Below are 24,251 nucleotides of genomic sequence, written 5' to 3'. Positions count from 1 at the left end.
TTGAATGAAAGTCGGGTTTTTAGGGCCAAAAGGAACATTTACAGAAATGGCTGCAAGAGCATTATTTCCAGATGAAGAACTAGTTCCTTGTCAAACGATTCCACTAAGTATGGACAAGGTTTCATCAAATGAGCTAGATCTAACTGTTGTTCCAATCGAAAATACAATAGAAGGTTCTGTAAATATTACGTTAGATTATTTAATCCATAAACAGCGATTACCAATTATTGCAGGGGTAACGGTTACGATTGCTCAGCAGTTCCTCATGCACCCCATACAGATTGAAAAGGGGAATCAGCCTGAACGAGTGCTCTCACATCCGCAAGCATTAGCTCAATGTCATGATTTCTTAAAAGAGACGTATGAGAATGCACCAGTTGAGTATACAAACTCAACGGCTTCTGCTGCAGAGTGGCTTGCGACGAATCCTGCTGAGCCTGTGGCCTGTATTGCAAATGAACTTGCTGCAAAGGAGTATGGACTAACAGTTGTCCATAAGGATATCCAAGATTATAGTAGTAACCGTACACGATTTTTAGTGCTCGGACGCCAAGGTGAACAGCATACCGTCACAGCTCCATACATAATCAGTGATCGAACAACACTTATGATTACTTTACCAGAGGATTATACAGGGGCACTTCACCAAGTCTTATCAGCTTTTGCATGGCGTAAGCTTAATTTATCAAAAATTGAGTCCAGACCCACCAAAACTGGCTTAGGCAATTATTATTTTGTTATTGATATTGATCAAAAAATGGACGACACCTTAATCCCAGGAGCCATCTCAGAGCTTGAAGTATTAGGCTGTAAAGTAGAACTGCTCGGTAGTTATACCTGTTATTCCTTAACGGATCTCACGAAAAAAAGCTGAGCAGAAACGTATAAATTCAAAGAAAAACCTAACCATTGTGATGTTTATCTCACACAATGGTTAGGTTTTTTTTGTGAATCAAGATCATAGAGTAAGGCTAACGCTCCGGACATACACTGCGCACCTGTGGTGAGACATGCCTCTCATCCTTTAGCGAAGAAACTACAGATATACTTCTGTCTCTGCCTCCTGTGGTGCATTAACTTTCTTCAAGCAATATCCCTTCATTTCTTAATAACTCAGATACCTTCTGAATTTGGCTTAGTTGGTCCGCTTCAACTGTATGTAAATGAACACCTTCTGTAAGGGTTGATAAAAGCTGTGCCCCAGATTGGCTAATTTGATTATAAAATAAGTCTGCATCCGCGCGAGTTTTGATCATAAGTGAAGCTGTTAGTTCTCCATACAAGGAGTGTTCTACGATAACATCACGTACCACTAATCCATTATCAACCATTATATAAAGTTCATTTTTTGTTTGAGTAAGATCATGTTTGCAAGCTAATAGTTGAGTGATTTTTGAAGTTTTAGGCTTTGGTAATAACATATAGCCTTGTGAAGTAGCAAAAATTTCGTGGTTTTTTGCTTTTAAGATGGAGATATCCTGAACGATGATCTGTCTGCTAACATTAGATCGCCGAGCTAATTCACTTCCTGTAATTGGAGCAGCTTGTTCAGTTAGCCAGTCTAAAATGGCTGCCCGACGTTGATCGCCAACTAATTTATCGCCTTTTGTCATTGTCACAACACACCCTCCATTTTTATTAAGTATAACACGTAGGTCTATTTAAGTAATGGCTTACATACACTACTTGAGGTAGTTAAATGAGCAGAAGTGTCATAATGCCCAAGTCCCGCATACTATAAACGGATGACTAAGAAGGGGTTGATAAAGTGAAAATTCATATTGTCCAAAAAGGAGATACACTTTGGAAATTATCTAAAGCCTATGGTGTTGATTTTAATGAGTTAATAAAAGCCAATTCTCAACTAGCGAATCCTGATATGATTATGCCCGGAATGAAAATCAAAATTCCATCAGGTAGTGTGGCTGTAAAAAAAGAAGAAGGTCAAGCGAAGGATTATTCAAAAGAAACGGTAAAACCTAAGGAAAGCAAAAAAGAGCAAGTTAAAACAGAGATGAAGCCGAAAAAAGAAGCGATTAAACCAACAGCAGCACCAAAAGCACCACCAGTGATGATGCCACATAAGCCTACAAAAGAAGCACAAAAGAATAATTATCAAGCAAACATGAATGTTTACATGCAACAAAAACCAACAAATGCACCGCCACCACCTAAAAAAACACCTACAGCTACAGAACAGGCTCAAGCACCAGCAAAAAAACCTAATCAACCTAAGCCTACTGCCGAGCAAGGTGCAATGAAGCCAAATCAATCTAAACAAGCGACGCAACAAGCGGCGAATCAACCAAACCAATCAAAGCCAACCGCACAAAAAGGAGCAAATGCACCAAATCAAGCATGGCCAACAGCACAACAGGGAGCGATGAGTCCGAACCAAGGGTGGCCAACAGCACAACAGGGAGCGATGAGTCCGAACCAAGGGTGGCCAACAGCGCAACAAGGAGCGATGAGTCCAAACCAAGGGTGGCCAACAGCACAACAGGGAGCAATGAGTCCAAACCAAGGGTGGCCAACAGCACAACAGGGAGCGATGAGTCCGAACCAAGGGTGGCCAACAGCACAACAGGGAGCGATGAGTCCGAACCAAGGGTGGCCAACAGCGCAACAAGGAGCAATGAGTCCAAATCAAGGGTGGCCAACCGCGGAACAAGGAGCAAATTATCCAAATCAAGGGTGGCCAACCGCGGAACAAGGAGCAAATTATCCAAATCAAGGGTGGCCAACCGCGGAACAAGGAGCAAATTATCCAAATCAAGGATGGCCAACCGCGGAACAAGGAGCAAATTATCCAAATCAAGGATGGCCAACAGCAGAACAAGGAACAAATCATCAGTGGGGTCAGCCTTGTTACATGCCAGTTAGTCCAATGATGCCTGGCTGTGCACCGTGTCCACCACCGAGACCGCATCAACAACATCATCATCATGGACATCAAGGACATTGGGGACCACAATGGCCGATGTATGGAGGGCAGCCGCAGCCTTATTCAAATGGAAATGGTTATCAAGAATATCAACAACCACAAGAATACGCATATGCACCAACTGAACCAATGATGATGAATCAGCAAGGTCAAATGATTCCGATGCCAAGGTATCAACAGCCAGAACACATCAATCAATATAGTGAGCAAGATGATTACGAGGATTGACAATTAATCCTCACACTGCCCAAGAACTAACAGAGTAGAATGAGCCTCCTTTAGACAAAATAAAGTCGAAAGGAGGCTAAACAAATATGAAAAAACTAACACTCACTGTTACGACTGCTGTTCTTTTATCAACTGGATTATTGGGTGCGTGTGGAAATACTGACGATTCAGGTGTGAACACACAAAACATGAACCGTACAAACCGCACTCATATGAATTCAGAGGGACCTGTAACTGACATGATGACTCCGGATGATGGTTATGCCGGAATGCGTGGTAACAATTATGGGACGAGCTATCGAGGTGGCACTCGTGGTCAAAATAACTCAATGAATCAAGGCTTAAAAATGGATGGCACAAGTGTCAAACGTTCAAGCTATGAGAACAAAAACCACATGACAGGCCTATCTCGTGGTGTAACTGGTAATGACCGTGTCGGAATGATTGACGAAAACGGGATGATTTACCGTGGTGCTACTCGTATGGAAACAGGCAATGGCAAAAAACTGCCTAGAGATAGCCGTTTTGGTGTCGAGAGTCGTGATGGTATGAAAAAACATGGCGCTCAATCTCAAATGAATTATGCGGATGACTACGATGGCGAGACCGTCGAAAAAGTTCGTTCTCATGTAGCGGGGATGGATGGCGTCAAAGATGCACGAGTAATGTCTTATGATAACCAAGTTGTTATTGCAGTCATGCATGATGACAATCATAAGGGCGATCTTACTCAGGATATCGAAAACGGAGTCAAAGATCTGACTAACGGAAAAGATATCCGTGTCTTAACGGATTCAGAAGCATTTAACCGTGTACAAGAAGCAGATGATAAACTGCGAAACGGCGAAGCTTTTGATAACGTACGTGATACTGTCAACGACATGATGAAGGATTTAGGCGATGCAGCTAAACGTCCTTTTGAAGGAATGCGTAGATAACAAAAAAAATCGATGAGGAAACTCATCGATTTTTTTTGTTACTTTTCAATAATATCATTAATTTGATTCTTAAGAATTTCTGCTTTAGGTCCATAAATGGCTTGGATCCCATTTCCAACTTCAAGGACCCCACGAGCACCTAGGTCTTTTAAGCTGTCATGATTCACAGCTGATTTATCATGAACACTTACTCGTAGTCGGGTAATGCAAGCATCAATATGTTTGATGTTTTGCTCTCCACCTAGTGCAGCCAACACACCTTCAGCCTGCGTCTGTTCACCGGTGCTTTGATTATTTCTGTTTTTGTATTCATCTTTAGAAGTTAATTTATTTGAACTTGAATCACCGCGTCCAGGAGTCATAAGATTCCATTTGGCAATGGCGAAACGGAACACAACATAATACACAACTGCCATGATTAATCCTACAATTATGACAAGCCACCAAGGTTCACCAACACCAGGGAGGATACCAAAGAGGGTGAAGTCTATAAAACCTGCGCCTCCCGCATAACCAACGTGAACATCAAACATATACATTAACATGAATGAGAGCCCTGCCATCAAGCAATGAAAGACATATAAAAATGGTGCAGCAAACAAAAAGGTAAATTCAAGTGGTTCGGTGATTCCAGTTAAAAAGGCAGTTGCTGCGGCTGTAAAAAGAAGGCCACCTACCGCTTTTTTGTTTTCTGGTTTCGCAGCATGGTACATAGCAAGAGCAATCGCTTGGATACCAAATAAGACAAATGGATATTTACCAGTCATAAAGCGACCGGCTGTTATTTCAACAGATGAGTCCATTTGACGATCTGCTAGCTGAGCCATATACATCGCAGTGTCACCTGAAACAAGCTGACCGGCGAGAGTCGTATACGTACCGCCAATTTCTGAAAAACGAATCGGAATATAAAAGATATGATGTAGACCAAAAGGAATTAATGCTCTTTCCACTAAACCATAAATAAATAAGTAAAACGGGGGCGTATTTTCACCAACTAACTGATTACCCACCCAGAAAATAGAATCTTGGACAAACGGCCATACAAAACTGAAGAATACACCTAATAAAATGGAAGCTCCTGCTGTAACAATTGGCACAAAACGTGATCCTCCAAAAAACGAAAGTACTTCGGGTAGTTGGAAGTCATGGAATTTTTGGTATAAAGCTGCTGCCACAAAGCCCATGATGATTCCACCAAATACACCAACTTGAAGAGTAGGGATGCCAAGTTCAGTTGTAAATCCAGGATTTGAGACATTATCAGGAGTGGCCCCAACAAGAACACCAATGACCGTGTGCATGATTAAGTAGCCAACAAACGCAGATAATCCAGCTGCTGCCTTGCCGCCAGTCCAGCTACCTGCTATCCCGATAGCAAACAAAATTCCAAGGTTGGAGAATATGGCACTACCTGCTGCTCTCATTAACGAGCCGACCGTTTGCCAACCGTCACCTGCTAAGAAGGGAAAATATTCGATAAAATATTGAGATTGCAGAGTGGTCCCAATTCCAAGAAGTAAACCTGCAGCCGGTAAAAGGGAAATCACTACCATAAAGGTTTTACCAATTCGTTGGAAAAACTCAAAGTTAAAGATGTTGCTCATTCTAGATCACCTGTTTCTTGTGTAATAGTGAAAGCGGATACTTGTATGTGAGTTAAAAAGCAAGGGAAATACCCTTGCCTTTTTAACCATTAAGTTAATGTTGGCCAATAGTCTTTGTTTGCTTCAATTAACGCATCAAGAACTTCTCTTGCTTTGCCTGCTGAAACGATTGTACGATTAAGTGTTAAGGCTTGTAGCGCTTTTTGATATGAACCCTCAAGGAACGCTTCTACTGTCAGTTTTTCGTAAGCAAACTGTCCCTCAATTAATCCTTTATAGAAAGTAGGAATCTCACCAACCGCGTATGGACGAGGACCTTGTTTTGTTAAACTAGCGGCTACTTCAATCATGGCGTCATTTGGCAGGTTTTCAACTATGCCATTGTTTTCAAGAATGACAACAAAGTGATCTCCACGATTATAGGCAATCGATTCTGCGACAATAATGATAAACTCCCCATGTGCGTCGTTGTGCACAACGGATGAATCTTGGGCCGTTCCAACTTCCGCAACTCGTTTACATTCAGTAAATACTCGTTTCTCACGTCCTGCCATTACTTCATTGCTACGAGTGAAGTCAGGATCAAGCTTGTTTAATACTTTATCTGGATATAAATAATACTGAAGATACGTATTAGGCAAATACTCAGGGAAATCTTTGACCATTTGTTCAACCATCGCGTACGTTTCAAGCCATGACTTGTCACGTTGTTCAAAGTCAACTGGTCTAAAGCCACCATCTAAGATCTTATCACGAAGTTCTGGAAGGAGGTCGTACCCAGTCTCATCATATAAGTGCGTAAACCAACCAAAGTGGTTTAACCCAAAATATACAGGGTCAAAGCTACGAGGGTCACGATCTAGGAGACGTCCATATGAGCGAAGAAGGTTCTCAGGCTGATCACAAATATTTAAGATGTGATTGTCATCAGGAAATACCCGCTTTAAGGCATCCGCTACAATAGCGGCAGGGTTTGTATAGTTTAAAATCCACGCTTCTTTATTATACTTGCGCACGTCATGAACAAGCTCAATCATATCTTTAATGGAACGCATTCCATACGCAAATCCACCTGGTCCACATGTCTCCTGACCAATGACACCAAGGCTTAGTGGGATCTTTTCATCCTGCTCACGCATTTTGAAACCACCAGTGCGCATTTGGACAAAAACAAAATCAAGCTCTTGATTAAACGCTACTTCTTTATCTGTTGTATATTGAAACTTGATATCGGGATACTCTTCATTAAATAGAACGTTTGCAAAGTCACCAATAACCTTTTGACGATCTGCATTTGTATCAAGCATGGTTAATTGATTAATTGGAAAAGACTCTTGTCTGACACACATGCTTTTAAGTAAACCTGGTGTCCATGTACTTCCTCCACCGACAACTAAGATATTAAATTTCTTCATCAAATCACTCCAACTGTTTGTGTATACGTTACTTTCTAGAACCAACGTTAACAGCCAATCAACGTAATTGATGAAAAGTTTCATTTTATGAAACAAAGCAGGTACTTTTCAATTAATGTGCGGAGGAGTAGAATAGGCTCTAATGGAAGAAGAAATTGAGGGAACCAGTTATGTATAACTTTTTTGCCAAACTACAGAATTTTATTGAAGCATCAACTGATCAAAGCAACTCAGAAGTAGTCATTGCAACGTATATTCTTAAGCATGTTCGTACCATTCCTGAGTTATCGATCTATGAGTTAGCAGAGGCCTGTCACACTTCACCAGCAACGGTGACTCGTTTTTGCCGGAAGTTTGACAATGTATCCTATAAGGAATTAAAGGAATTTGCGCGGGAGTTTAATGATTTTAATACAACAGAAGTTAATCAAGATCAATCATTAAGCATGGATTTTTATTTCGAGGAATTACATGAAGCTTTATATGAAACCGAAAAAATGATGAAAGCAGATAATCTGAAACAAGTTGTGAACACCCTACATCAAGGAAAAAAGATCGCTTTTTTTGGCGTTACCTTTTCGCATGTTCTCGCACGAAATGCGCAGATTAAATTTATGAGACTAGGCAAATATACATCCGCTTATGGGAATCATGAGAATCAATTAAATGATGCTATATCATTAGATCATGAAGATGTAGCGATAGTCATCTCATTCTCGGGAGAAACACGTTTTATTACCAGACTTATTAAAGTCTTAAAGGAGCAGGGGAACAAGATCATCGCAATCACAGGCACTACCGATGCGTATCTTGCGTCTCAAGCTGATTATGTGATTCCTGTAAGTAAGAAAAAGATTAGTCAGTATAAATCACCGATTATTGAAGAGATTGTGATGCAAAGTGCGATCAATGTGTTATATATGGCTTATTCGAAGTTGTTGGAACAGAAAGAAAGTATGTAAAATATAACAACCCACTTTAAGTCTAAACTTAGCGTGGGCTGTTAGTCATTATCCTTTAATTCCTGTGAAGGTAATACCTTTTATAAATGTTTTTTGCATGAAGAAAAAGAGAATGATAATTGGTAAAGTCATGAGAGTGGAGACAGCCATCATCATGTGCCACTGAGAACCCTGTTGATTTTGAAATTGCTGTAGACCAAGTGAAAGAGTGTATGAGGCTTCATTGGTCAAATAGATGAGTGGTCCAAGAAAGTCGGTCCATGATGCCATAAATTGAAACAAAGCAATTGCTAACACTGCTGGTTTGGCAAGAGGAAACATGATCTGCCAGTAAATTCTCCATTCGCTAGCGCCGTCAATTTTGGCTGCTTCTCGTAAAGTGTCGGGAAGTCCTTTAAAAAATTGTCTGAGCAAAAAGATAGAGAAGGGGACCCCAAAAAATGCAGGTACAATTAACGGAAGATTGGTTCCAACCCAGCCTAGCTGATTAAAAAGCAGAAAAAGTGGGATCATTGTTACTTGAGCTTGGAATCATCATCACGCCAATTGTAATCACAAATAATGTGTTACGTCCGCGCCATTTTAGCTTAGCGAAACTGTACGCAACAAGTGGGCAGCTGATGATAACCCCAATCGTACTAGCAATGGTGATAACCGCAGTATTTAAAGTATATCGCCAAAACGGAATGTATTTTGTTGCTTCAATATAATTCTCCCATTGAAACGGACTTGGAATGAATTCAGGTGGAAAACTAAATACCTGAGTGAGTGGCTTTAAAGAGGTTGAAACCATCCATACAAACGGAACTAAGAACAGAATGGATGCAAGAATTAGAACTGTATGAGCATATACACTTTGCATTCGTTTTTTTGCTAATGCACTCATGATTGTCTTCCCTCCTTAATCTCCTTGATAATGAACCCATCTCTTTGAGGTCCAAAATACAAAAGCAGTTAAACCCATGATGATAATAAAGAGAATCCATGCCATGGCAGAAGCATAACCCATTCTAAAATAACTGAAAGCGTTATCATAAAGGTACATAACATAGAACGTTAACGAATCAGCAGGGCTACCAGAACCGTCTGTCATCGTATAAGGGAGTGTAAATTGTTGGAATGCACCAATGAAGCCCATGACTAGGTTAAAAAAGATAACAGGAGTTAATAGCGGAAGTGTAATCTTAAATGTTTTTTGTAAGAAGCTTGCTCCATCAACATCTGCCGCCTCATAATATTCTTGAGAGATATCTCCTAAACCGGCAAGATAAATAATGACAGCTTGCCCCATTCCCCATAACGACATAAGGATTAGAGAGGGTTTAGACCAAAATGTACTTCCAAGCCAAGGAGGTCCGTCAATTCCAATGGTTCCGAGTGCCGCATTGATGAGGCCAAACTCAGGATTCAAAAGCCAAATCCACAGAATGGCAAGGGCAACATGTGGAACGAGTGTTGGTAAGAAAAAAATGGTTCGGTAAACGGACATGCCTTTGATTTTCATATTTAATACCATAGCTAAGGCAACACCAAAAATGATACTAAGAGGTACAAAGAGTAGAGCAAAGTAAATCGTATTGCCAATTGAGATCCAAAATAATTCATCGGTGAATAGTTCTTGATAATTACTTAATCCAATAAATTCACCAGCTTGAAAAATACTATAATCAGTAAAGCTGTAATAGATAGAAGAAAGCAACGGATACGCGAAAAATAACAGTAATCCAATAACCCAAGGAGAAGCAAATAACCAACCGGTTAAAGTCTCATTAGATCGTTTTGACTTGTGTGTCTGAATGGGTGTTGTTTTTTTAGAAAGCTCTGTACTGGATTTCATCAATCATACCCTCCCATCAAAGTTGTTCGGAAGTTACTACTGCTCATTTACACGTTTGTTTACCTTTTCTAATAATTCTTCAGGCTCTCCTCGACCATGAATCGCATACTCAACCATTTTATCGAGCTTGTTCCAAAGTAGCTGACCATTAGCAATAGGAGGACGTGCATTTGAGTTTGGGAGAATGTCGATAAATTCGCTCATAATCGGATCATCACTATACAGCTCTTCATTTACGGTATCAATGACTGACATTTGGTTATCGATCTCACTAAAGGTACGTTGAGCTTCCTCGCTCCCGTAGTATTTCATGAATTCCCATGCCTCGTCAGGATGTTTTGCTCCTTTAGGCATAATAAGCGACATTCCGCCCGACCATGTAGTGAAGTTATCTCCGGTTGGTGTTGGGATAGGTGTTACACCAAAGTTTAAGTCAGGGTTGTACTGTTCAATATTTGATATCGCAAACGGACCATCAACTTTCATACTATATAACTCAAGGTTAAATGGATCCATCTCATTACTTCCCTGAGCCGTATCAAAACTAGTAATGGTTGCCGCATCATATTTTTCTGCAAAGCTTACAAGCCATTCAAGTGCTTCGATATTTTTCGGGTCAGTCAATGTGACTTCACCAGTATTTTCATCATAAAACTCTCCACCAAATGACCAGCCCCACGTATAAAACCAGCCTTGAGCCGTCCACGGCACCATACCTAATTGTTTAATGTTACCGCTTTCAAAAACAGATAAGCGATCAATAGCCTCATCTAATTCCTCAATCGTAGAAGGTGGATTATCTGGATCAAGACCAACTTCTTCAAAACGATCTTTGTTATAGAATAAAAGCCTTGAATCAGTAGTCAGCGGGATTGCGTAGTATTCATCATTGTACATTGTTTCCATTGCTGCATAGTCATAATACTTACCCATATCAAAGCTATCTCTCTCAATAAATGGTGTAAGAGATTCCAACGAATCCTCAGCAGCATATTGAGCCACTTTAAAGCGGTCAAAGTGGGCAAGATCAGGGGGGTTACCACCGGCAATAGCCGTTAGTAACCGTTGATCGTCTCCCTCAGATGAGGCACTATAAATGGCTTGAACAAAAATATCTTCCTGACTTCTATTAAAATCCTCTACAACCTGTTCGAGTGCTTCCTGACCTCTACCAGTATGATTATGCCAGTATGAGACCGTTGTTTTACCTTCTACAGAGATAGGTTCTTCTATTTCTTCTGAAGTTTCTGTGGCCTGACAGCCTGCAGTCACAAAGATTGTGCTGATCCCTATTAATAGATAACGTTTGTAGTCAGAAGACCTCGCCATAGCTAATGACACCCTTTCATTAACTTGAAGTAGAGAACTGTTCTTTCTGATCAAAATAAATGGTTTTACCCGTTTTAGACGATTCATAAATCGCTTCAAGTATTTCACTAACAACTAAAGCTTGCTCAGGTTTTACAAATGGTTCTGTATCATTTAAGATGCTTTCAATCCAAAGTCTTGCTTCGCGGTCAGCTTGACTCTCTGTGCCACCATCATAATAAGCAACACCACCGGCGTTAAGATCAGGCTTTGTTACATATAATCGACTTAATTTCTCACCATTAATGCGCAGGCCATCTCTCATATCTGCCCCGGCTTTTGTTCCACAAAGGGTTGTTTTGGCTTCATCGACGTCAAGTGTATTGAGTGCCCAGCTCGCTTCAAGTGAGACAGTTGCACCATTTTCCATCGTAATAAAAGCAAAGGCCGAATCTTCTACTGTAAATTCTTTTGGATCCCATGGGCCAAATGCATTTGCAGCATTTTCGGTATTGGAAAGTTTGTAATAAACATTTCCAACAACACTTTTGACCTTGTAATTATCCATTGTCCAAAGTGTTAAATCAATGGCATGTGTACCGATATCAATTAACGGTCCGCCACCTTGTTCTTCTTCATTTAAGAAAACTCCCCAAGTAGGAACAGCTCTGCGACGTACGGCATGAGCTTTTGCATAATAAACTTCACCAAGCTCATCCTGTTCAACTAGTTCTTTTAAGTAAAGAGAGTCATTACGATAACGATTGTCATATCCAATCGTCAGCTTTTTCCCAGTGCGTTTGGCTACTTCTACCATTTCACGTGCTTCTTGGGCTGTTTTTGCCATTGGTTTTTCACAAAGAACATGTTTATCAGCTTCCATTGCAGCAATACTGATTGTTGAATGCGATTTGTTCGGTGTGCATACATGGACTACATCAATCGATGTATCACTTAAAAGCTCAGTGAAGTCTGTGTAGACCTTTGCTTCCTCAGTCCCATAATCAGCTGCAGCCTTTTCTGCACGTTCCTGAACGATGTCACAGAACGCAACCATCTGTACCTCTTTAACTTTTGCTAGGCTTGGCATTTGTTTGCCATTCGCAATTCCCCCGCAACCAATGATTCCTACTCGTACGACCTTTTCCATGTCTAACACTCCTTCATTATAAAATTGTTTTTAAATACGCAGAACTTATCGCAATTGATTTAAATTCATCCATACTAAATTCTTCTTGTTCAACAATGTACCAATCTATATTTTGTGCACTTGCTGCTGTAACAATCTTCTTGAAATCCATTACTCCTGAGCCAACCTCAACATTTCGTTTCTCTGTCAGGTTGTTCATGTCTTTAATATGCAGTGCTTTAATTCGGTCTTTATAGCGATGAATCCAGTCAACAGATTTTAAGCCAGTTGCCTCAAGCCAATATGTATCAAGCTCCATAAAGACATGGCGTGCATCACTGTGAGCGAACAATAAATCAAGCCCATACTCTCCATCAAACGTCTGTAATTCAATATCATGATTATGGTAGCCGAATGTTAGGCCAGCGGCTGAGACCGTTTCACCAATACGTGAGAAAAGTTCAGCAGTCCGTTTATACGCATCTGTACTATCTCGATAATGATCGGGAAGACCAGGACAAACAATGAAAGGGTTTTCAATTTCAAGCGAATACTCAATAACGCCTTCAAGATTAGATTCAAGCTCTTGGATGCCAACATGACTTCCTGCGGCTTTTAATTGATTGTTTTTAAGATGGTTATTTAATTCTTTACTCGTTTTTCCGTGATATCCTGCAAATTCAACACCATCATAGCCGGCTTTTGCAACAGCATCAAGTGTCCCAAAAAAGTTCTCAGAACAACGTTCTTTTACTGAATACAGCTGTAACCCAATTTTTTTCATGATAGACACACCTCTCTGTTAGAAGCTTAAACTCAGTAAAAATGTAACATGAAGATGGAGAAGGTGATATAGTTAAAGTATTATAAAGTAACAGATATTTGTCATCGAAGAAAGCGAGGAGAGAATATGGTTGCTTATTCAGACGTACAGCATGAACATGTGTTAAAAGAAAATGCATTAAAACAACCCATCCAGTGTCATATGGAGCACAGCTCCCCATCCAATCAAATTGCAAATCCTCACTTCCATGAAGCAATTGAATTATTGTTTTCTTTCTCAGGCAAAGCAAAAATGTTTGTAGGAGGAGAAACGTTTGTTATGGAAGAAGGTGATTTAGTTATCATCAACTCAAATGAAGTTCACTCCATATTTGCTGAAGAAGGTGAAGATACGCGATACCTCGTCATTAAGCTTGAGCCAGAGGTGTTATATTCAACATCACGATCAATCTTTGAATCAAAGTATGTTCTACCTTTTACGATGGCTAAAACAAGTCCGCAGACACTATTAACAAAAAAAGAAACGAGTCATACAGCTATTTCAACCATTATCGATCAAATCATGAAAGAGTTTTATTTGAAAGAGTATGGATATGATTTTGCCATCCGAATTCAAATTTGCTCGATCTTTTTAGAGGTGCTTAGATACTGGAGGAATCATGGTGTCGCTATACGAGAAACAGAGCCATACAATGAGGTGGAACTTAACTTAATGCGAGAAGTGTTTGATTTAATTGAGAAACAATTTTCTACAGCAATTACTGCTAGGGATGCGGCAAAGCACTGTAAGTTGAGCTATAGTTATTTCTCGCGCAAGATCAAAATGATAACCGGACGTTCTTTTACTGAGCTCTTAAACTATGTACGTGTAACAGAGGCAGAAAAGCTTTTATCCACAACGAATTTAACCGTTACAGAAATTGCTGTTACAGTTGGTTATTCTAGTACAAGTTATTTTATTCAACAGTTTAGAGGGTTTAAGCAAACATCCCCATATCAATTCAGAAAAAAGTTAGCCGCTAACGATCTGAAATAAATATCACTATTTTGTCTTGACGATTCAGCCGGACTTGTCTAGGATATAAATTGAAAGCGATTACTTTACAGGGGATGATAAAATGGTAAAGGTAGCAATGCTAAGTCGGTGGCATGTCCATGCAAATGATTATGCGAAAGAAGCAATTGAAAATAAAGATATAGAAATTGTTGCGGTATGGGATGAGGATTCCTCGCGCGGTCAAAACTGGGCCGAAGAGCTTCAAGTTGATTTTGAATCTGATTTAACTACACTACTTGCAAGAGAGGATATTGAAGCGGTTATTGTTGATACCCCAACAAATCTGCATAGAGAAGTCATTGTTGCAGCCGCTCAAGCACGAAAACATATATTCACGGAAAAAGTCTTAGCGTTTACGGCCTCAGAATGCGAAGAGATTTTTAAAGAAGTTAAAAGCAATGAAGTTTCGCTGATGCTCTCATTACCGAGATTAAATGACCCTACTTATCTTTATTCACAGAAAGCATTAGATGATGGCTTATTAGGTGAATTAACCTCGATTCGCTGCCGCCTCGAGCATGGAGGAGCCGTTCCAAGCGATGCCAATCCAAATGGTTGGCTTCCTGAGCATTTTTATCACGCGGAGCAATGTGGAGGAGGCGCACTCATTGATTTAGGTGCACATCCGATTTATTTAACAAACCGTCTAGCAGGTGATGTAGAAGCAGTTCTTTGTGAGATGGGCCGTTATACGGGAAGAGAAGTGGATGATCATACAACGGTGATCACACGACATCAATCAGGCGTAATAGGTGTCATTGAGGCTGGATTTGTGGCAAACGGCAGCCCCTTTATCCTTGAATTACATGGCACAAAGGGCAGTATCCTAGTAGAAGATCGAACACTTAAAATTCGTTCGATTGAACTTGGAGACGGAGAATGGCAAACACCAGAGCTCCCAGAACAAGCGGAAAGTGCCATGCAGCAATGGCTGAACGAAATCCTGCACAGCCAAACACCACGCATTACACAAAAGGATATGCTTGACCTTACTAGAATAAACGAAGCAGCAAAAGAATCATCAGAGCAAGGGAAACGAATTTCATTAGGATAATAGTTGAAATGTATTAGGACCCGTGAAAGGATTTTCACGGGTATTTGGTGTGGATTTGGAGCGATGGGAGGTCGAGTCGAGCAATGGATGCTGGAAATGGAGCGATGGAAGGTCGAGTGGAGCAATGGATGCTGGAAATGGAGCGATGGAAGGTCGAGTGGAGCGATGGATGCTGGAAATGGAGCGATGGAAGGTCGAGTGGAGCGATGGATGCTGGAAATGGAGCGATGGAGTAAAGATTGGAGCAATGGGAGTCTGAAATGGAGCGATAGAGTACAGATTGGAGCAATGGGAGCCTGAAATGGAGCGATAGAGTACAGATTGGAGCAATAGAAGCCGGAAATGGAGCGATAGAGATAAGATTGAAACGATGGAAGCCCGAATCAAAACGATAGAAACCAAAATTCAAAACGATGGACCAAAAAACCCAAACGATCGAGCAATTATCAATGCAATAGAGCCCACCTCTAATTGCAACAAATGCTTTTCGTCTAAAAATACTCCAAGTAAGTCTTTGAATGGTATACTAAAATCTATAATCATGCAATTGGGGCAAATGTAATGCAATTACATATAAATCAAAAAGAGATAGACTTAACCTTACTAAATACGCTTGATGCAGATGAGCTTTTTATACTAACCGATCAATCGCGAAATTATCTTCGGCAGTGGCTCCCGTGGTTAGATCAAATAAAAAGCGTTGAGGATACTAGAAGATTTATTGATTTTTCCTTAAAAAGCTATGCGGACAATAAGAGTATAAATGTTGCGATTAGATATAACGAGAAAATGGTTGGGATTGCTGGGTTTAATGAGCTTGATTGGAAAAGTGACATAGCAAAGATAGGATACTGGTTGGCGGATGTTCATCAAGGTAAAGGGATTATGACGGCTGTTGCGAAAGCTCTAATCGATTACGCATTTTACGAGTTAAAGCTAAATAGAGTAGAGATACGTGTAGCGGAGCAAAATCATAAAAGTAGGCAGATACCAAAACGATTAGGTTTTGTAGAGGAAGGTCGAATTCGACAAGCTGAAAAACTGTATGATCTCTACGTAGACCATATCGTGTACGGAATACTTGCTGATGAATGGAAAAAACCAACTGTAATCTAGCTAATCCTAGCTTACAGTTGGTTCAAGGATGGTAATGATGGAGTTCACAGCATCTAAATTCACACGGGCGCCAATGGGCACAGCGGCTTTATACTCGCCATGGGCTGTTTTGAGATTGGTTATTAAGGGTTTGCCTAGCGGGACGATGAAGCTCTCTATGAGGTCATTATAAGAAACACCATATGCTTCTTCACAATTTGTACACTCACCCATAATGATACCGGCCACTTCATCAAAGACGCCGGCTTCTTTTAAATGGCTTAAATAACGATAGACCGTATTTATTGGTTCATGTGTTTCTTCTATGACGAGAATTTTTCCACTTGTATCAATCTCAAAGTCTGTACCAAGCGTGTCGACAAAGGATGTCAGATTCCCACCAATTAATGTACCAGACACATTTCCTGGGACAAGACTAATTAACGGAAATTCAGGTGGATTAGTCAGTGGTTTTGTTTGGATGGGTGCTGACACAGCTGAGTAAAACTGGTCAAAATTATAATCTGGAGTTGTGGGACGAAAATCAATAAGTAATAGACTTTGAAAACTAAGTAAGTCAGCATATTGAAACAATACATTCTGCAAAACGGTGATATCACTATATCCAGTTAAAATTTTGGGGTTCTGCTTAATCACATCAAAATCGAGAAAAGGCAGAATACCAGCGACACCTACACCTCCACGTGAGGGAAGGATCATTTTTACTGAATCGTTAGTAAACATACTCATCAGGTCAGCAGCTCGATCTTCTGCTGTACCTGCAAGAAATCCATCTTGATCAAAGACATGTTCGCCAAAAATGACATTATATCCTAGCGACCGCAGGTAATCGGCACGAGCATTAATGACGGTTGGATCAAGTGGACTGCCAAGTGTGACGATACCAATTGTATCTCCCTGCTGTAATGCGGGTGGTTTGTTAGCCATTCAAGACCTCCTTTTTCATTTATTTGAAATGTATATGCAACGATAATCAGGAAAAACCATGTTTTCTTAAGGTGAGAGGAACGAGTTACGTGATAAAAAAATGTTTTGTAATAAGTAGTATTTTTGTAAGCTTGATAGTAGCCGGTTGCGTTCAGAGCAGCTCAGAAGAGATTCATTTTAATGAGCTTTATGTAGCGACCAATGGAGATAATGAAAATTCAGGGACAATTGAAGAGCCATTGCTGACACTAGAAGAAGCATCAGAGCGAGCAATAAAAGGTACGAAAGTATTTATTAGAGAAGGTACCTATTACGAGCCTTTAATCGTCCAACACAGTGGAAGCCAATCAGAACCAATTGTTTTTCAGGCTTACCAAAATGAGCCGGTTCACATTAGTGGGGGAGAACTTCAAGATAATGAAGAAGACATTGAACTTATTAACATTGTAGACAAAAGCTACGTAACCATAAAAGGGTTAGAGGTAAGTGACTTAAAGACAGATCGTGATGAGAAAACAGTCATGGGTATTCTAGTGACTGGGGATAGTCAACATATTCAATTGCTGAAAAACCATATTCATCATATTGAAACACATGCAGATGAAGGTAATGCACACGGGATTGCAGTTTATGGTGATGAGCCTATATCAAATATTGTTATCCAAGAGAACACGCTAGAGGATTTAAAACTTGGTTGGAGTGAAGCGCTTGTATTAAACGGAGATGTAAGCGACTTTTTAATCACCGAGAATGTCATTCAGCACAACAACAACATTGGCATTGACTTGATTGGATATGAAGGAACGGCCCATGATGCTTCATCTGATTTTACTCGTAATGGGGTCATTAGCAACAATACGGTTCGTCATAACTCAAGCTATGGTAATCCGAGCTACGGAAATAATTATAGTGCAGGCGGCATTTATGTAGATGGAGGCAGTGACCTTTTAATTGAAGGAAATACGGTTTATCAAAATGACATTGGCATTGAAGCAACCTCTGAACATGGTGGCAAAAATGCAAGTGGAATTGAAATAATTCGCAACACTGTGTATGAAAACTACTACACAGGAATTTCTATTGGAGGATACGATGATCAGCGGGGTGGTACATCAGACTCTCTGATAGCTGAGAATATCTTATATAAAAATGATACAAAAGATATGGATGGCGGGCAGCTTTTGTTTCAATACAATGCAGTAGACAATGTCATAAAAAACAATATCATGACTACGAGCGACTCTGGAATCTTTGTGAATAACGAATACGAAGAGAGTATAGATAACACATTGACTCAAAACGTATACCATAAGGAAACAAATAAAAAGCCAATTTGGATATGGCAAGGAGAGCAAGTTAGCTCACTAGAAGCTTTTCAGGATTTGACGGGCAGTGATGAACAATCTATTTATGATGATCCCGATTTTGTAGACGCGGATCACTATCAGTTTGAATTGAAAGATGAATCTCCAGCCAATTCTTTTCATTCTAGACGATAATTTTTCTCGGGCAAAGAAGTCATCGAGCAAAATGGACAAAACCTTAAATAAGTAATGTTAAGAACAGCCCGCATATTAAGGGCTGTTTTTAGCTTTATCCTTAATATGGTATGGTGGGATTACATATCTCTACAAGGGAGTGGATGCTGATGAAAAGGTCTTTGATGCTTATTTTTATTTTTAGCGTAGCAGGGTGTAGCAATCAAACGGATGTAACATTAGGTGATGAACCGGCAGATCCAGATCGCCCATACCCAGGTGCACAACCAATTGGCGAAGAGCAGCAGGATGATTTTAGTTATCGTCTTGTTAGTACAAAAGAAGAGTATCAAGTAGGGGAACCTATTGAGATCTATGCAGAGCTTGTGTATGAAGGAGATGAAGAGAGCATAACGATCGGTCACGCCTATTCACCGTTTTTCTTTCTTTTTTATGAACATCTTCGTGGATACACCGTTGATTATCCAATGCCAGAACCATATGTAACGACAGATCTAGTGCGAGATCAACCTCTACAAGAGCAGTATTCAGGTGCGTCTGGGTCAACTGAAGCAGATGCCGACTATCAGTCATTTCTTAAAGAGTTTAACGAGAATGAGGGCTTGCCAGTAGGTGAATATTCAGTGACAGGAATTGCTGATTTTATCATAGACCAAGAACCATCTAAGTCTTATGAAATTTCTTCTGAGATCTCGTTTATTGTGAGAGAAGGATTGGAGTAGGATATTTGGTAATTTCACGTACCGGATTTAGATGTTGGATATACAAACCTAAACTAAACAATGCAGTGGACATCGAATGGTGTTCACTGTCTATTTTTATTTTGTTGAAACTTTTTTAGCGTCAGTGTTCTCTAATGTATGAAGGGAGGTAAGAGATGCATACAATCGATGATGTGAAACGAGCAATTTCAGGAGATAAGCAAGCATTTGAGACGCTTCTTTTCTCTGTAGAAGAGACATTGTATTACACCGCACTTTCCTATGTGAAAAATAAAGATGATGCCCTGGATGCTATACAGGAAGCGGTTTGCCAAGCATACCTTTCTATCCATCAGCTTAAACACCCTGAATATTTTTCAACATGGCTGACAAAAATTCTAATTCGCGAATGCTACAAAATAGTAAAGAAAAAACAACGCATGATTCCTTTTGATGAAAAGGAGCTTTTAAAACGTGTAGACTATAAAACGGTTCCTACCCAATCAACTCAAACATTAAAAGAGCTTGTTTATCAGCTTGAAGAACCTTACCAATCTGTTCTTATTCTTTTTTATTATCATGATTTACCAATTAAACAAATCTCTGAAACGATGAATATACCAGTGAATACGGTAAAAACACATTTGAGACGTGGAAAAAAACAATTAAAAAAGCAGCTGGAGAGGAGTGAATATTTTGAGAAAATCATCTGAATCAGAGTTCCCAAAACACGAAGTACGTCAAGCGATTCAAAAAGGCATTTCTCAAGCAGAGCAACAATTAACTCAAGAAACGTCATCGATGGCGAGACCAAGAAACTTGTTTGTGTTTCTCTCAAGTAGTGTTGCGGTTGGCTGTGCTTTGCTCATTGGTGCAACCATCCTTTCTCAATCAAATACAGGTGGTTTTTCGAATATCCCTTTTTTAAGTGCACTTTTGGAAGATGAAGATTCAGAAGTAATCGATGAGCAACCAAAAAATTTAGAATTACGCAGATTTGAGGGTGGCTCACAAACAATAGATGGGCAAACTGTTACAATCGAAGACGCTCTATATGATCAAAGCGTACTAACCATTAACTACAGTATCGAATCTGAAACGGAAAATTTTGAGGAAAGTGCTATTGATTCTGTTTTTAGTCACAGGGTAGATGAGAAAGAACTGAACGCCTACGGTGAGTTTACATCTGAACAAGTGATTAGCCCCACTGAGCTAACAGGATACAATGAATTGGATTTACGAGATGATTTACCTAATGAGTTTACGCTCGGAATGACTCTAACTGCAGATCAGGATGAGGTATGGGACTTTACTTTTTTAATAAAAGAAGTCGAGGGCCTGCCGATGATCCCTGTTTATAATAACCAAGTACTTGAAGGCATTACTCTTAACATTGATAGTATCACTCAAACCGAAAACGAGCTCATCATTCCTATTACATTAAAAGAACCACTAAAAAAGGATGAGAGCTATCTATCTCCATCCATTAGTATTAAATTAATCGATCCAAACACAGGAAAAACAACCATACTATCGGGTGATGGAAGTGGAGATTATAGCAATCAATGGCTCCACTTTAATAGCAGAATTCGAGTAGATCTAGAAGAAGTTGAAATGTCAGATCAAATGACGATAGTACCGATCATCAAGGCACCAGGTAAGGATTTAGAGTTTGACTCATTCAACATTGAGCTAATAGAGGAATAAGGGTGGAAAGCTGAATGCTCAAAACGCAATCATAATGTGTAAAAAAATTGAAGCCCGCGCGAAAATCGATAGGTCATAGGAAGAAGAGCCGATACATTGGAAAGAAGAGCTATCATGTGCAAAAAGACCGTCCTAGAATTATACTTAGGACGGTTCTCATCATTAATATAATAAGGCAATCTGTTTCTATGCCTGCCACTTAATTCTTCAGTTTAGCCAGAACAGCTCTGTGCACGCCCAAAGTTCTACCTCTCTAAATCCACTTTGCCTCTCCACGAACTTTCTTCTTCAGATGTTTGGTTTACTATCTCAGGTTGATATGAAAAAATCAGCAAAATAACAGAAATGACTAAAAGACTTCGAAAAATCTTCAGTTCATTCACCCTCCTAATGTATTCTGTTTGGTGTTCATTTGCGTAACTAATTTCATGTACTTCAGAGCAGAGATAAAGTCATCATTTGCTTCATAATAAGTGGATAGGTCTTCGGCAATCTCCCAAGCATCAAAATAAAGTTCATGTTCTATTAATAGATTCAATCCACTTTCAACAAGGTCACGATGATAGTGAACATAGAGATTTCTGTACACTCTACATCTAGCTATGTACTCAATATCATTCACTTCCAAAGAGCGAGTCTCCACTTCCTCTAGTAGTGGGATGGCAGTTTGGATGTCACCAAAACGTAGGTGGATAAAAGCCAGATCACCCTTTGATTTCATGCCTACGATTGTGTCTGCATGATCGCCTGTTGCTAATGCTTCTTCAAAATAGAACATCGCTTCTTTTTGTTTGTTTTGCTTAAGGCGATTAAGGCCAAGTCCTCTTAAAAGTAGGGCACGGATTCTTGGAAAGTCAGTAGAATCTGCTAAAGCTGTTTGATAGTTATCCTCTGCTTTAGTAAATTCTCCTAATTCAGTATTAATTCCTGCAAGAAGTAGGTACCCATTTAACACTTTATTTTTGTAGACTTTTTCCGTTTTAAAGATAGCCATTGCCTTTTCCATATAAGAGATTGCAAATACGTACTGATTAATTCTATAGTAGCCCTCGGCTAATCGAAGGTAAAACTCCGCCTGTTCATATGGATCAGAAACCTGTTCTAGATATTCCTCTGCCATTTCATATTTTCTGATAGCAGACGTGTATCTTGCTGCATAAAAATCGCTTTGTCCATTCATAAAGTAGTACATATATGTTAAGTAAGGTTCTATGGTGTCATTTGTGTGGGTAAATTGAGTAGTAGGTTCTTCAAGTAATACGTTGTAGCGAAACTGGAGTAGCGAATAATAGGCAATTACTTTGTCATCGGGTTCCATCACTTTGATCATATCGTCCACTTCATATTTAAGGATGGTTGCACGACTTGAGTCACTGGCAATCATACTGCTATACCATTCTGCACACTTTGAACCAACAATAATCCCAGGTAACATAACGGTTGTCATTTCTACACCTCCCCTTAATTCATTTATCGGCTTATGAATAATTGCTTTAACACTATATCACAGGATGTATTAGATTTAGTCATAAATTCCTGCTTGAGAACTAGTTTTAAAGTCTGTTACCCTTTATAAAGAGATTAAAAGGAGGAAGAAAGTTGAAGAAACTACTAATCACTTCATTTGCTGTCACTGTACTGGCTTTAACAGGCTGTAATCAGCAAGAATCAGAGGAACGCTTGAGTGGAAGTCATTCACACAAAGAAGCAGCTCAGGATAGAGAGAAAGAAATGCTGGTCCTTATGGATGAGGAAGAAGAGACGGAAGATGAAGACGCATTAGCAGAAGAAGAAGAAGAAGAAGCAGAAGAGCAAGAAAAAGAAAACAATGATGAAGTAGTAGAAGAAGAAAGTGTTACAGCTAAGGAAACGGAAGAAAACAATGAGAGCTCGGAATCTACAGAAGAGCAAGATAAAGTAAAGGATGAAAAAGAGGAGAAAGAGGAGAAAGAGGAGAAAGAAGAAAAGCAGGAAGAGTCTGAACCCGAACCAGAGCAAACCTACGAATCGATTTACCATAACAGAGGTGCGTTTGCTGTGGATGGATCAACTGGAGCCAATGTGCAAAATGCTTCAGGAAATTTTACAATTGAATCATCACTCAAAAACATCCAAACACTCAGCACAGGTCCTGTTACGATACAGCTTAAAAGTGTTAGCAAAGTCAGTGGGGATGTGACAGAAGAAAGCCTGGCAGGAGTAGCTGGTGATTATGTGGAATACATTCAGCTGGATGCGGTTGTTACAAACACAAGCAGCGATCCAATCACATTCCATGTCGATAATACTCGCTTTGATTCAGGTGGACAGACGTTTTATGCGCATGAAATGTTTAGTGGAGCAGGAAGAGGTTATGGTGATCTCCCACCTAATACAGAGCATCACATCACACTCTTTTATATGATAGATAGCATGAATCTCAAAGATATTTACTCTATATATGGAGTGACAGATGCACCAGTGAACCAAAATACTGGAGCAAAGGTCGGAGAGCCTGTTAACTTTAATTTTTCATTTAGTGGAGCGTAAGAATAGTAAATTTCACGTACCGTAATTAATGTCTATTTGTTTAGTTACCGATAAGTGAGGGATGGTATGAATCAAGAGATCTTTTATCTGAAAAAAGTCGATCAAACCATTTTAAAAAGAATGCTCACAAAGTATACAGTACAGATACAAGAAGCTGTTCCTGCTGCAGACATCTATCACGTTGGAAGCACAGCTATAGATCATGCCATCACAAAAGGTGATATCGACTTACAAGTTAGAGTAAAACAGGAGCACTTTCAATCAGCAAAACGAGCTTTATTGAACCTTTATCAATTAAATACAGGGAGCTCACAAACGTCCTTTTTTCAGCTTTTGAATGTCAGGATGAGCTTGATATAGGGATTCAATTAACTGTAATTGATTCAGAGGTTGATCATTTTTGGCAACTAACAGAATATCTAAAGCAAAACCCTGATATTCAAGCAAAATATAATAAGTTAAAGCTTGAGTATGAAGGTAGATTAATGGATAAGTATCGAGAGAGAAAAT

Annotated in this window: 25 protein-coding genes; 14 read left to right on the top strand and 11 right to left on the bottom strand. The window is 39.7% G+C overall.

The genetic code is table 11. The annotated features are described in order from the left end of the window. The first annotated feature begins 4 nt into the window (after nt 1-4). On the top strand, nt 5-874 hold the full coding sequence (gene pheA, locus NDM98_RS15035) for a prephenate dehydratase (protein WP_251609528.1): 870 nt from the start codon (nt 5-7) through the stop codon (nt 872-874). Nucleotides 875-1,073: 199 nt separating this feature from the next. Here pheA and NDM98_RS15030 read toward each other — a convergent pair whose 3' ends face one another. Further along, the gene (locus tag NDM98_RS15030) at nt 1,074-1,613 is read right to left on the bottom strand and encodes a transcription repressor NadR (protein WP_251610387.1); all 540 of its coding nucleotides are present in this window, start codon (nt 1,611-1,613) and stop codon (nt 1,074-1,076) included. A 155-nt stretch (nt 1,614-1,768) separates the two neighbouring features. On the opposite strand from NDM98_RS15030, the gene safA reads away from it, so the two are divergent. Then, nucleotides 1,769-3,172, top strand: coding sequence for a SafA/ExsA family spore coat assembly protein (safA, locus tag NDM98_RS23580; RefSeq protein ID WP_308807754.1), 1,404 nt, complete (start codon nt 1,769-1,771; stop codon nt 3,170-3,172). 86 nt (nt 3,173-3,258) lie between these two features. Beyond that, entirely contained in the window at nt 3,259-4,110 is an 852-nt protein-coding gene (locus NDM98_RS15020) for a YhcN/YlaJ family sporulation lipoprotein (protein ID WP_251609525.1), read from the top strand. 38 nt (nt 4,111-4,148) lie between these two features. Here the strand turns inward: NDM98_RS15020 and ptsG are convergent, their stop codons facing one another. Beyond that, entirely contained in the window at nt 4,149-5,717 is a 1,569-nt protein-coding gene (gene ptsG / locus NDM98_RS15015; protein WP_251609523.1) for a glucose-specific PTS transporter subunit IIBC, read from the bottom strand. 89 nt (nt 5,718-5,806) lie between these two features. Further along, a complete protein-coding gene (locus NDM98_RS15010) occupies nt 5,807-7,132 on the bottom strand; it encodes a 6-phospho-alpha-glucosidase (RefSeq protein WP_251609519.1) in 1,326 nt (441 codons plus the stop codon). A gap of 155 nt (nt 7,133-7,287) precedes the next feature. Between NDM98_RS15010 and NDM98_RS15005 the strand changes: the two genes are divergently transcribed. Continuing rightward, a complete protein-coding gene (locus NDM98_RS15005; protein WP_251609517.1) occupies nt 7,288-8,094 on the top strand; it encodes a MurR/RpiR family transcriptional regulator in 807 nt (268 codons plus the stop codon). Nucleotides 8,095-8,142: 48 nt separating this feature from the next. On the opposite strand, the gene NDM98_RS24175 is transcribed toward NDM98_RS15005, so the two are convergent. The 6 genes from NDM98_RS24175 to NDM98_RS14980 are packed head-to-tail and all read right to left on the bottom strand — an operon-like array spanning nt 8,143 to nt 13,152. Beyond that, nucleotides 8,143-8,607 (bottom strand): carbohydrate ABC transporter permease, encoded by a 465-nt coding sequence (locus tag NDM98_RS24175; RefSeq protein ID WP_307728850.1) that lies wholly within the window; start codon nt 8,605-8,607, stop codon nt 8,143-8,145. Further along, nucleotides 8,582-8,980 carry a carbohydrate ABC transporter permease gene (locus NDM98_RS24170; RefSeq protein WP_307728849.1) on the bottom strand — a complete coding sequence of 133 codons (399 nt, stop codon included), beginning with the start codon at nt 8,978-8,980 and terminating at the stop codon, nt 8,582-8,584. The genes NDM98_RS24175 and NDM98_RS24170 overlap by 26 nt, the downstream gene beginning before the upstream one ends. Nucleotides 8,981-8,995: 15 nt before the next feature. Further along, a complete protein-coding gene (locus NDM98_RS14995) occupies nt 8,996-9,931 on the bottom strand; it encodes a carbohydrate ABC transporter permease (RefSeq protein WP_251609514.1) in 936 nt (311 codons plus the stop codon). A 36-nt stretch (nt 9,932-9,967) separates the two neighbouring features. Beyond that, entirely contained in the window at nt 9,968-11,260 is a 1,293-nt protein-coding gene (locus NDM98_RS14990) for an ABC transporter substrate-binding protein (protein WP_251609511.1), read from the bottom strand. A gap of 19 nt (nt 11,261-11,279) precedes the next feature. After that, a complete protein-coding gene (locus NDM98_RS14985; RefSeq protein WP_251609509.1) occupies nt 11,280-12,389 on the bottom strand; it encodes a Gfo/Idh/MocA family protein in 1,110 nt (369 codons plus the stop codon). 16 nt (nt 12,390-12,405) lie between these two features. Then, complete coding sequence (locus NDM98_RS14980) at nt 12,406-13,152, bottom strand: sugar phosphate isomerase/epimerase family protein (protein WP_251609507.1); 747 nt, start codon at nt 13,150-13,152, stop codon at nt 12,406-12,408. A gap of 126 nt (nt 13,153-13,278) precedes the next feature. Here NDM98_RS14980 and NDM98_RS14975 point away from each other — a divergent pair, with 126 nt between their 5' ends. The 4 genes from NDM98_RS14975 to NDM98_RS14960 all read left to right on the top strand — a co-directional run bounded on the left by NDM98_RS14975 (nt 13,279) and on the right by NDM98_RS14960 (nt 16,378). Next, complete coding sequence (locus NDM98_RS14975) at nt 13,279-14,187, top strand: helix-turn-helix domain-containing protein (RefSeq protein WP_251609505.1); 909 nt, start codon at nt 13,279-13,281, stop codon at nt 14,185-14,187. A gap of 82 nt (nt 14,188-14,269) precedes the next feature. Further along, entirely contained in the window at nt 14,270-15,262 is a 993-nt protein-coding gene (locus tag NDM98_RS14970) for a Gfo/Idh/MocA family protein (protein WP_251609504.1), read from the top strand. A gap of 83 nt (nt 15,263-15,345) precedes the next feature. Further along, nucleotides 15,346-15,498, top strand: a complete 153-nt coding sequence (locus tag NDM98_RS14965; protein WP_251609502.1) for a hypothetical protein — start codon at nt 15,346-15,348, stop codon at nt 15,496-15,498. Nucleotides 15,499-15,823: 325 nt separating this feature from the next. Then, nucleotides 15,824-16,378 (top strand): GNAT family N-acetyltransferase, encoded by a 555-nt coding sequence (locus tag NDM98_RS14960; RefSeq protein WP_251609499.1) that lies wholly within the window; start codon nt 15,824-15,826, stop codon nt 16,376-16,378. A 6-nt stretch (nt 16,379-16,384) separates the two neighbouring features. Here the strand turns inward: NDM98_RS14960 and NDM98_RS14955 are convergent, their stop codons facing one another. Further along, the gene (locus NDM98_RS14955) at nt 16,385-17,305 is read right to left on the bottom strand and encodes a S66 peptidase family protein (protein WP_251609497.1); all 921 of its coding nucleotides are present in this window, start codon (nt 17,303-17,305) and stop codon (nt 16,385-16,387) included. A gap of 89 nt (nt 17,306-17,394) precedes the next feature. Between NDM98_RS14955 and NDM98_RS14950 the strand changes: the two genes are divergently transcribed. The 4 genes from NDM98_RS14950 (at nt 17,395) to NDM98_RS14935 (ending at nt 21,212) form a co-directional block, all read left to right on the top strand. Next, nucleotides 17,395-18,804, top strand: a complete 1,410-nt coding sequence (locus tag NDM98_RS14950; RefSeq protein ID WP_373370416.1) for a right-handed parallel beta-helix repeat-containing protein — start codon at nt 17,395-17,397, stop codon at nt 18,802-18,804. 149 nt (nt 18,805-18,953) lie between these two features. Continuing rightward, nucleotides 18,954-19,526 (top strand): hypothetical protein, encoded by a 573-nt coding sequence (locus tag NDM98_RS14945; RefSeq protein WP_251609494.1) that lies wholly within the window; start codon nt 18,954-18,956, stop codon nt 19,524-19,526. A 155-nt stretch (nt 19,527-19,681) separates the two neighbouring features. After that, complete coding sequence (locus NDM98_RS14940; protein ID WP_251609491.1) at nt 19,682-20,218, top strand: sigma-70 family RNA polymerase sigma factor; 537 nt, start codon at nt 19,682-19,684, stop codon at nt 20,216-20,218. After that, nucleotides 20,202-21,212: a DUF4179 domain-containing protein gene (locus NDM98_RS14935; RefSeq protein ID WP_251609478.1), complete on the top strand. Its 1,011-nt coding sequence runs from the start codon at nt 20,202-20,204 to the stop codon at nt 21,210-21,212. Before NDM98_RS14940 ends, NDM98_RS14935 begins: the two co-directional genes overlap by 17 nt. A gap of 379 nt (nt 21,213-21,591) precedes the next feature. On the opposite strand, the gene NDM98_RS14930 is transcribed toward NDM98_RS14935, so the two are convergent. Next, nucleotides 21,592-22,659: a Rap family tetratricopeptide repeat protein gene (locus NDM98_RS14930; RefSeq protein ID WP_251609477.1), complete on the bottom strand. Its 1,068-nt coding sequence runs from the start codon at nt 22,657-22,659 to the stop codon at nt 21,592-21,594. A 152-nt stretch (nt 22,660-22,811) separates the two neighbouring features. Here NDM98_RS14930 and NDM98_RS14925 point away from each other — a divergent pair, with 152 nt between their 5' ends. Both NDM98_RS14925 and NDM98_RS14920 read left to right on the top strand, forming a co-directional pair. Further along, nucleotides 22,812-23,741 (top strand): hypothetical protein, encoded by a 930-nt coding sequence (locus tag NDM98_RS14925; RefSeq protein WP_251609475.1) that lies wholly within the window; start codon nt 22,812-22,814, stop codon nt 23,739-23,741. A 66-nt stretch (nt 23,742-23,807) separates the two neighbouring features. Continuing rightward, nucleotides 23,808-24,101 carry a GrpB family protein gene (locus tag NDM98_RS14920; RefSeq protein WP_251609473.1) on the top strand — a complete coding sequence of 98 codons (294 nt, stop codon included), beginning with the start codon at nt 23,808-23,810 and terminating at the stop codon, nt 24,099-24,101. The last annotated feature ends 150 nt before the right edge of the window (nt 24,102-24,251 follow it).

Source organism: Alkalicoccobacillus plakortidis, from assembly GCF_023703085.1.
GTDB classification, from domain to species: domain Bacteria; phylum Bacillota; class Bacilli; order Bacillales; family Bacillaceae_D; genus Alkalicoccobacillus; species Alkalicoccobacillus plakortidis.
Note: the sequence above shows the minus strand (reverse complement) of the source record. Positions and strands in the feature narration are given on the sequence as shown.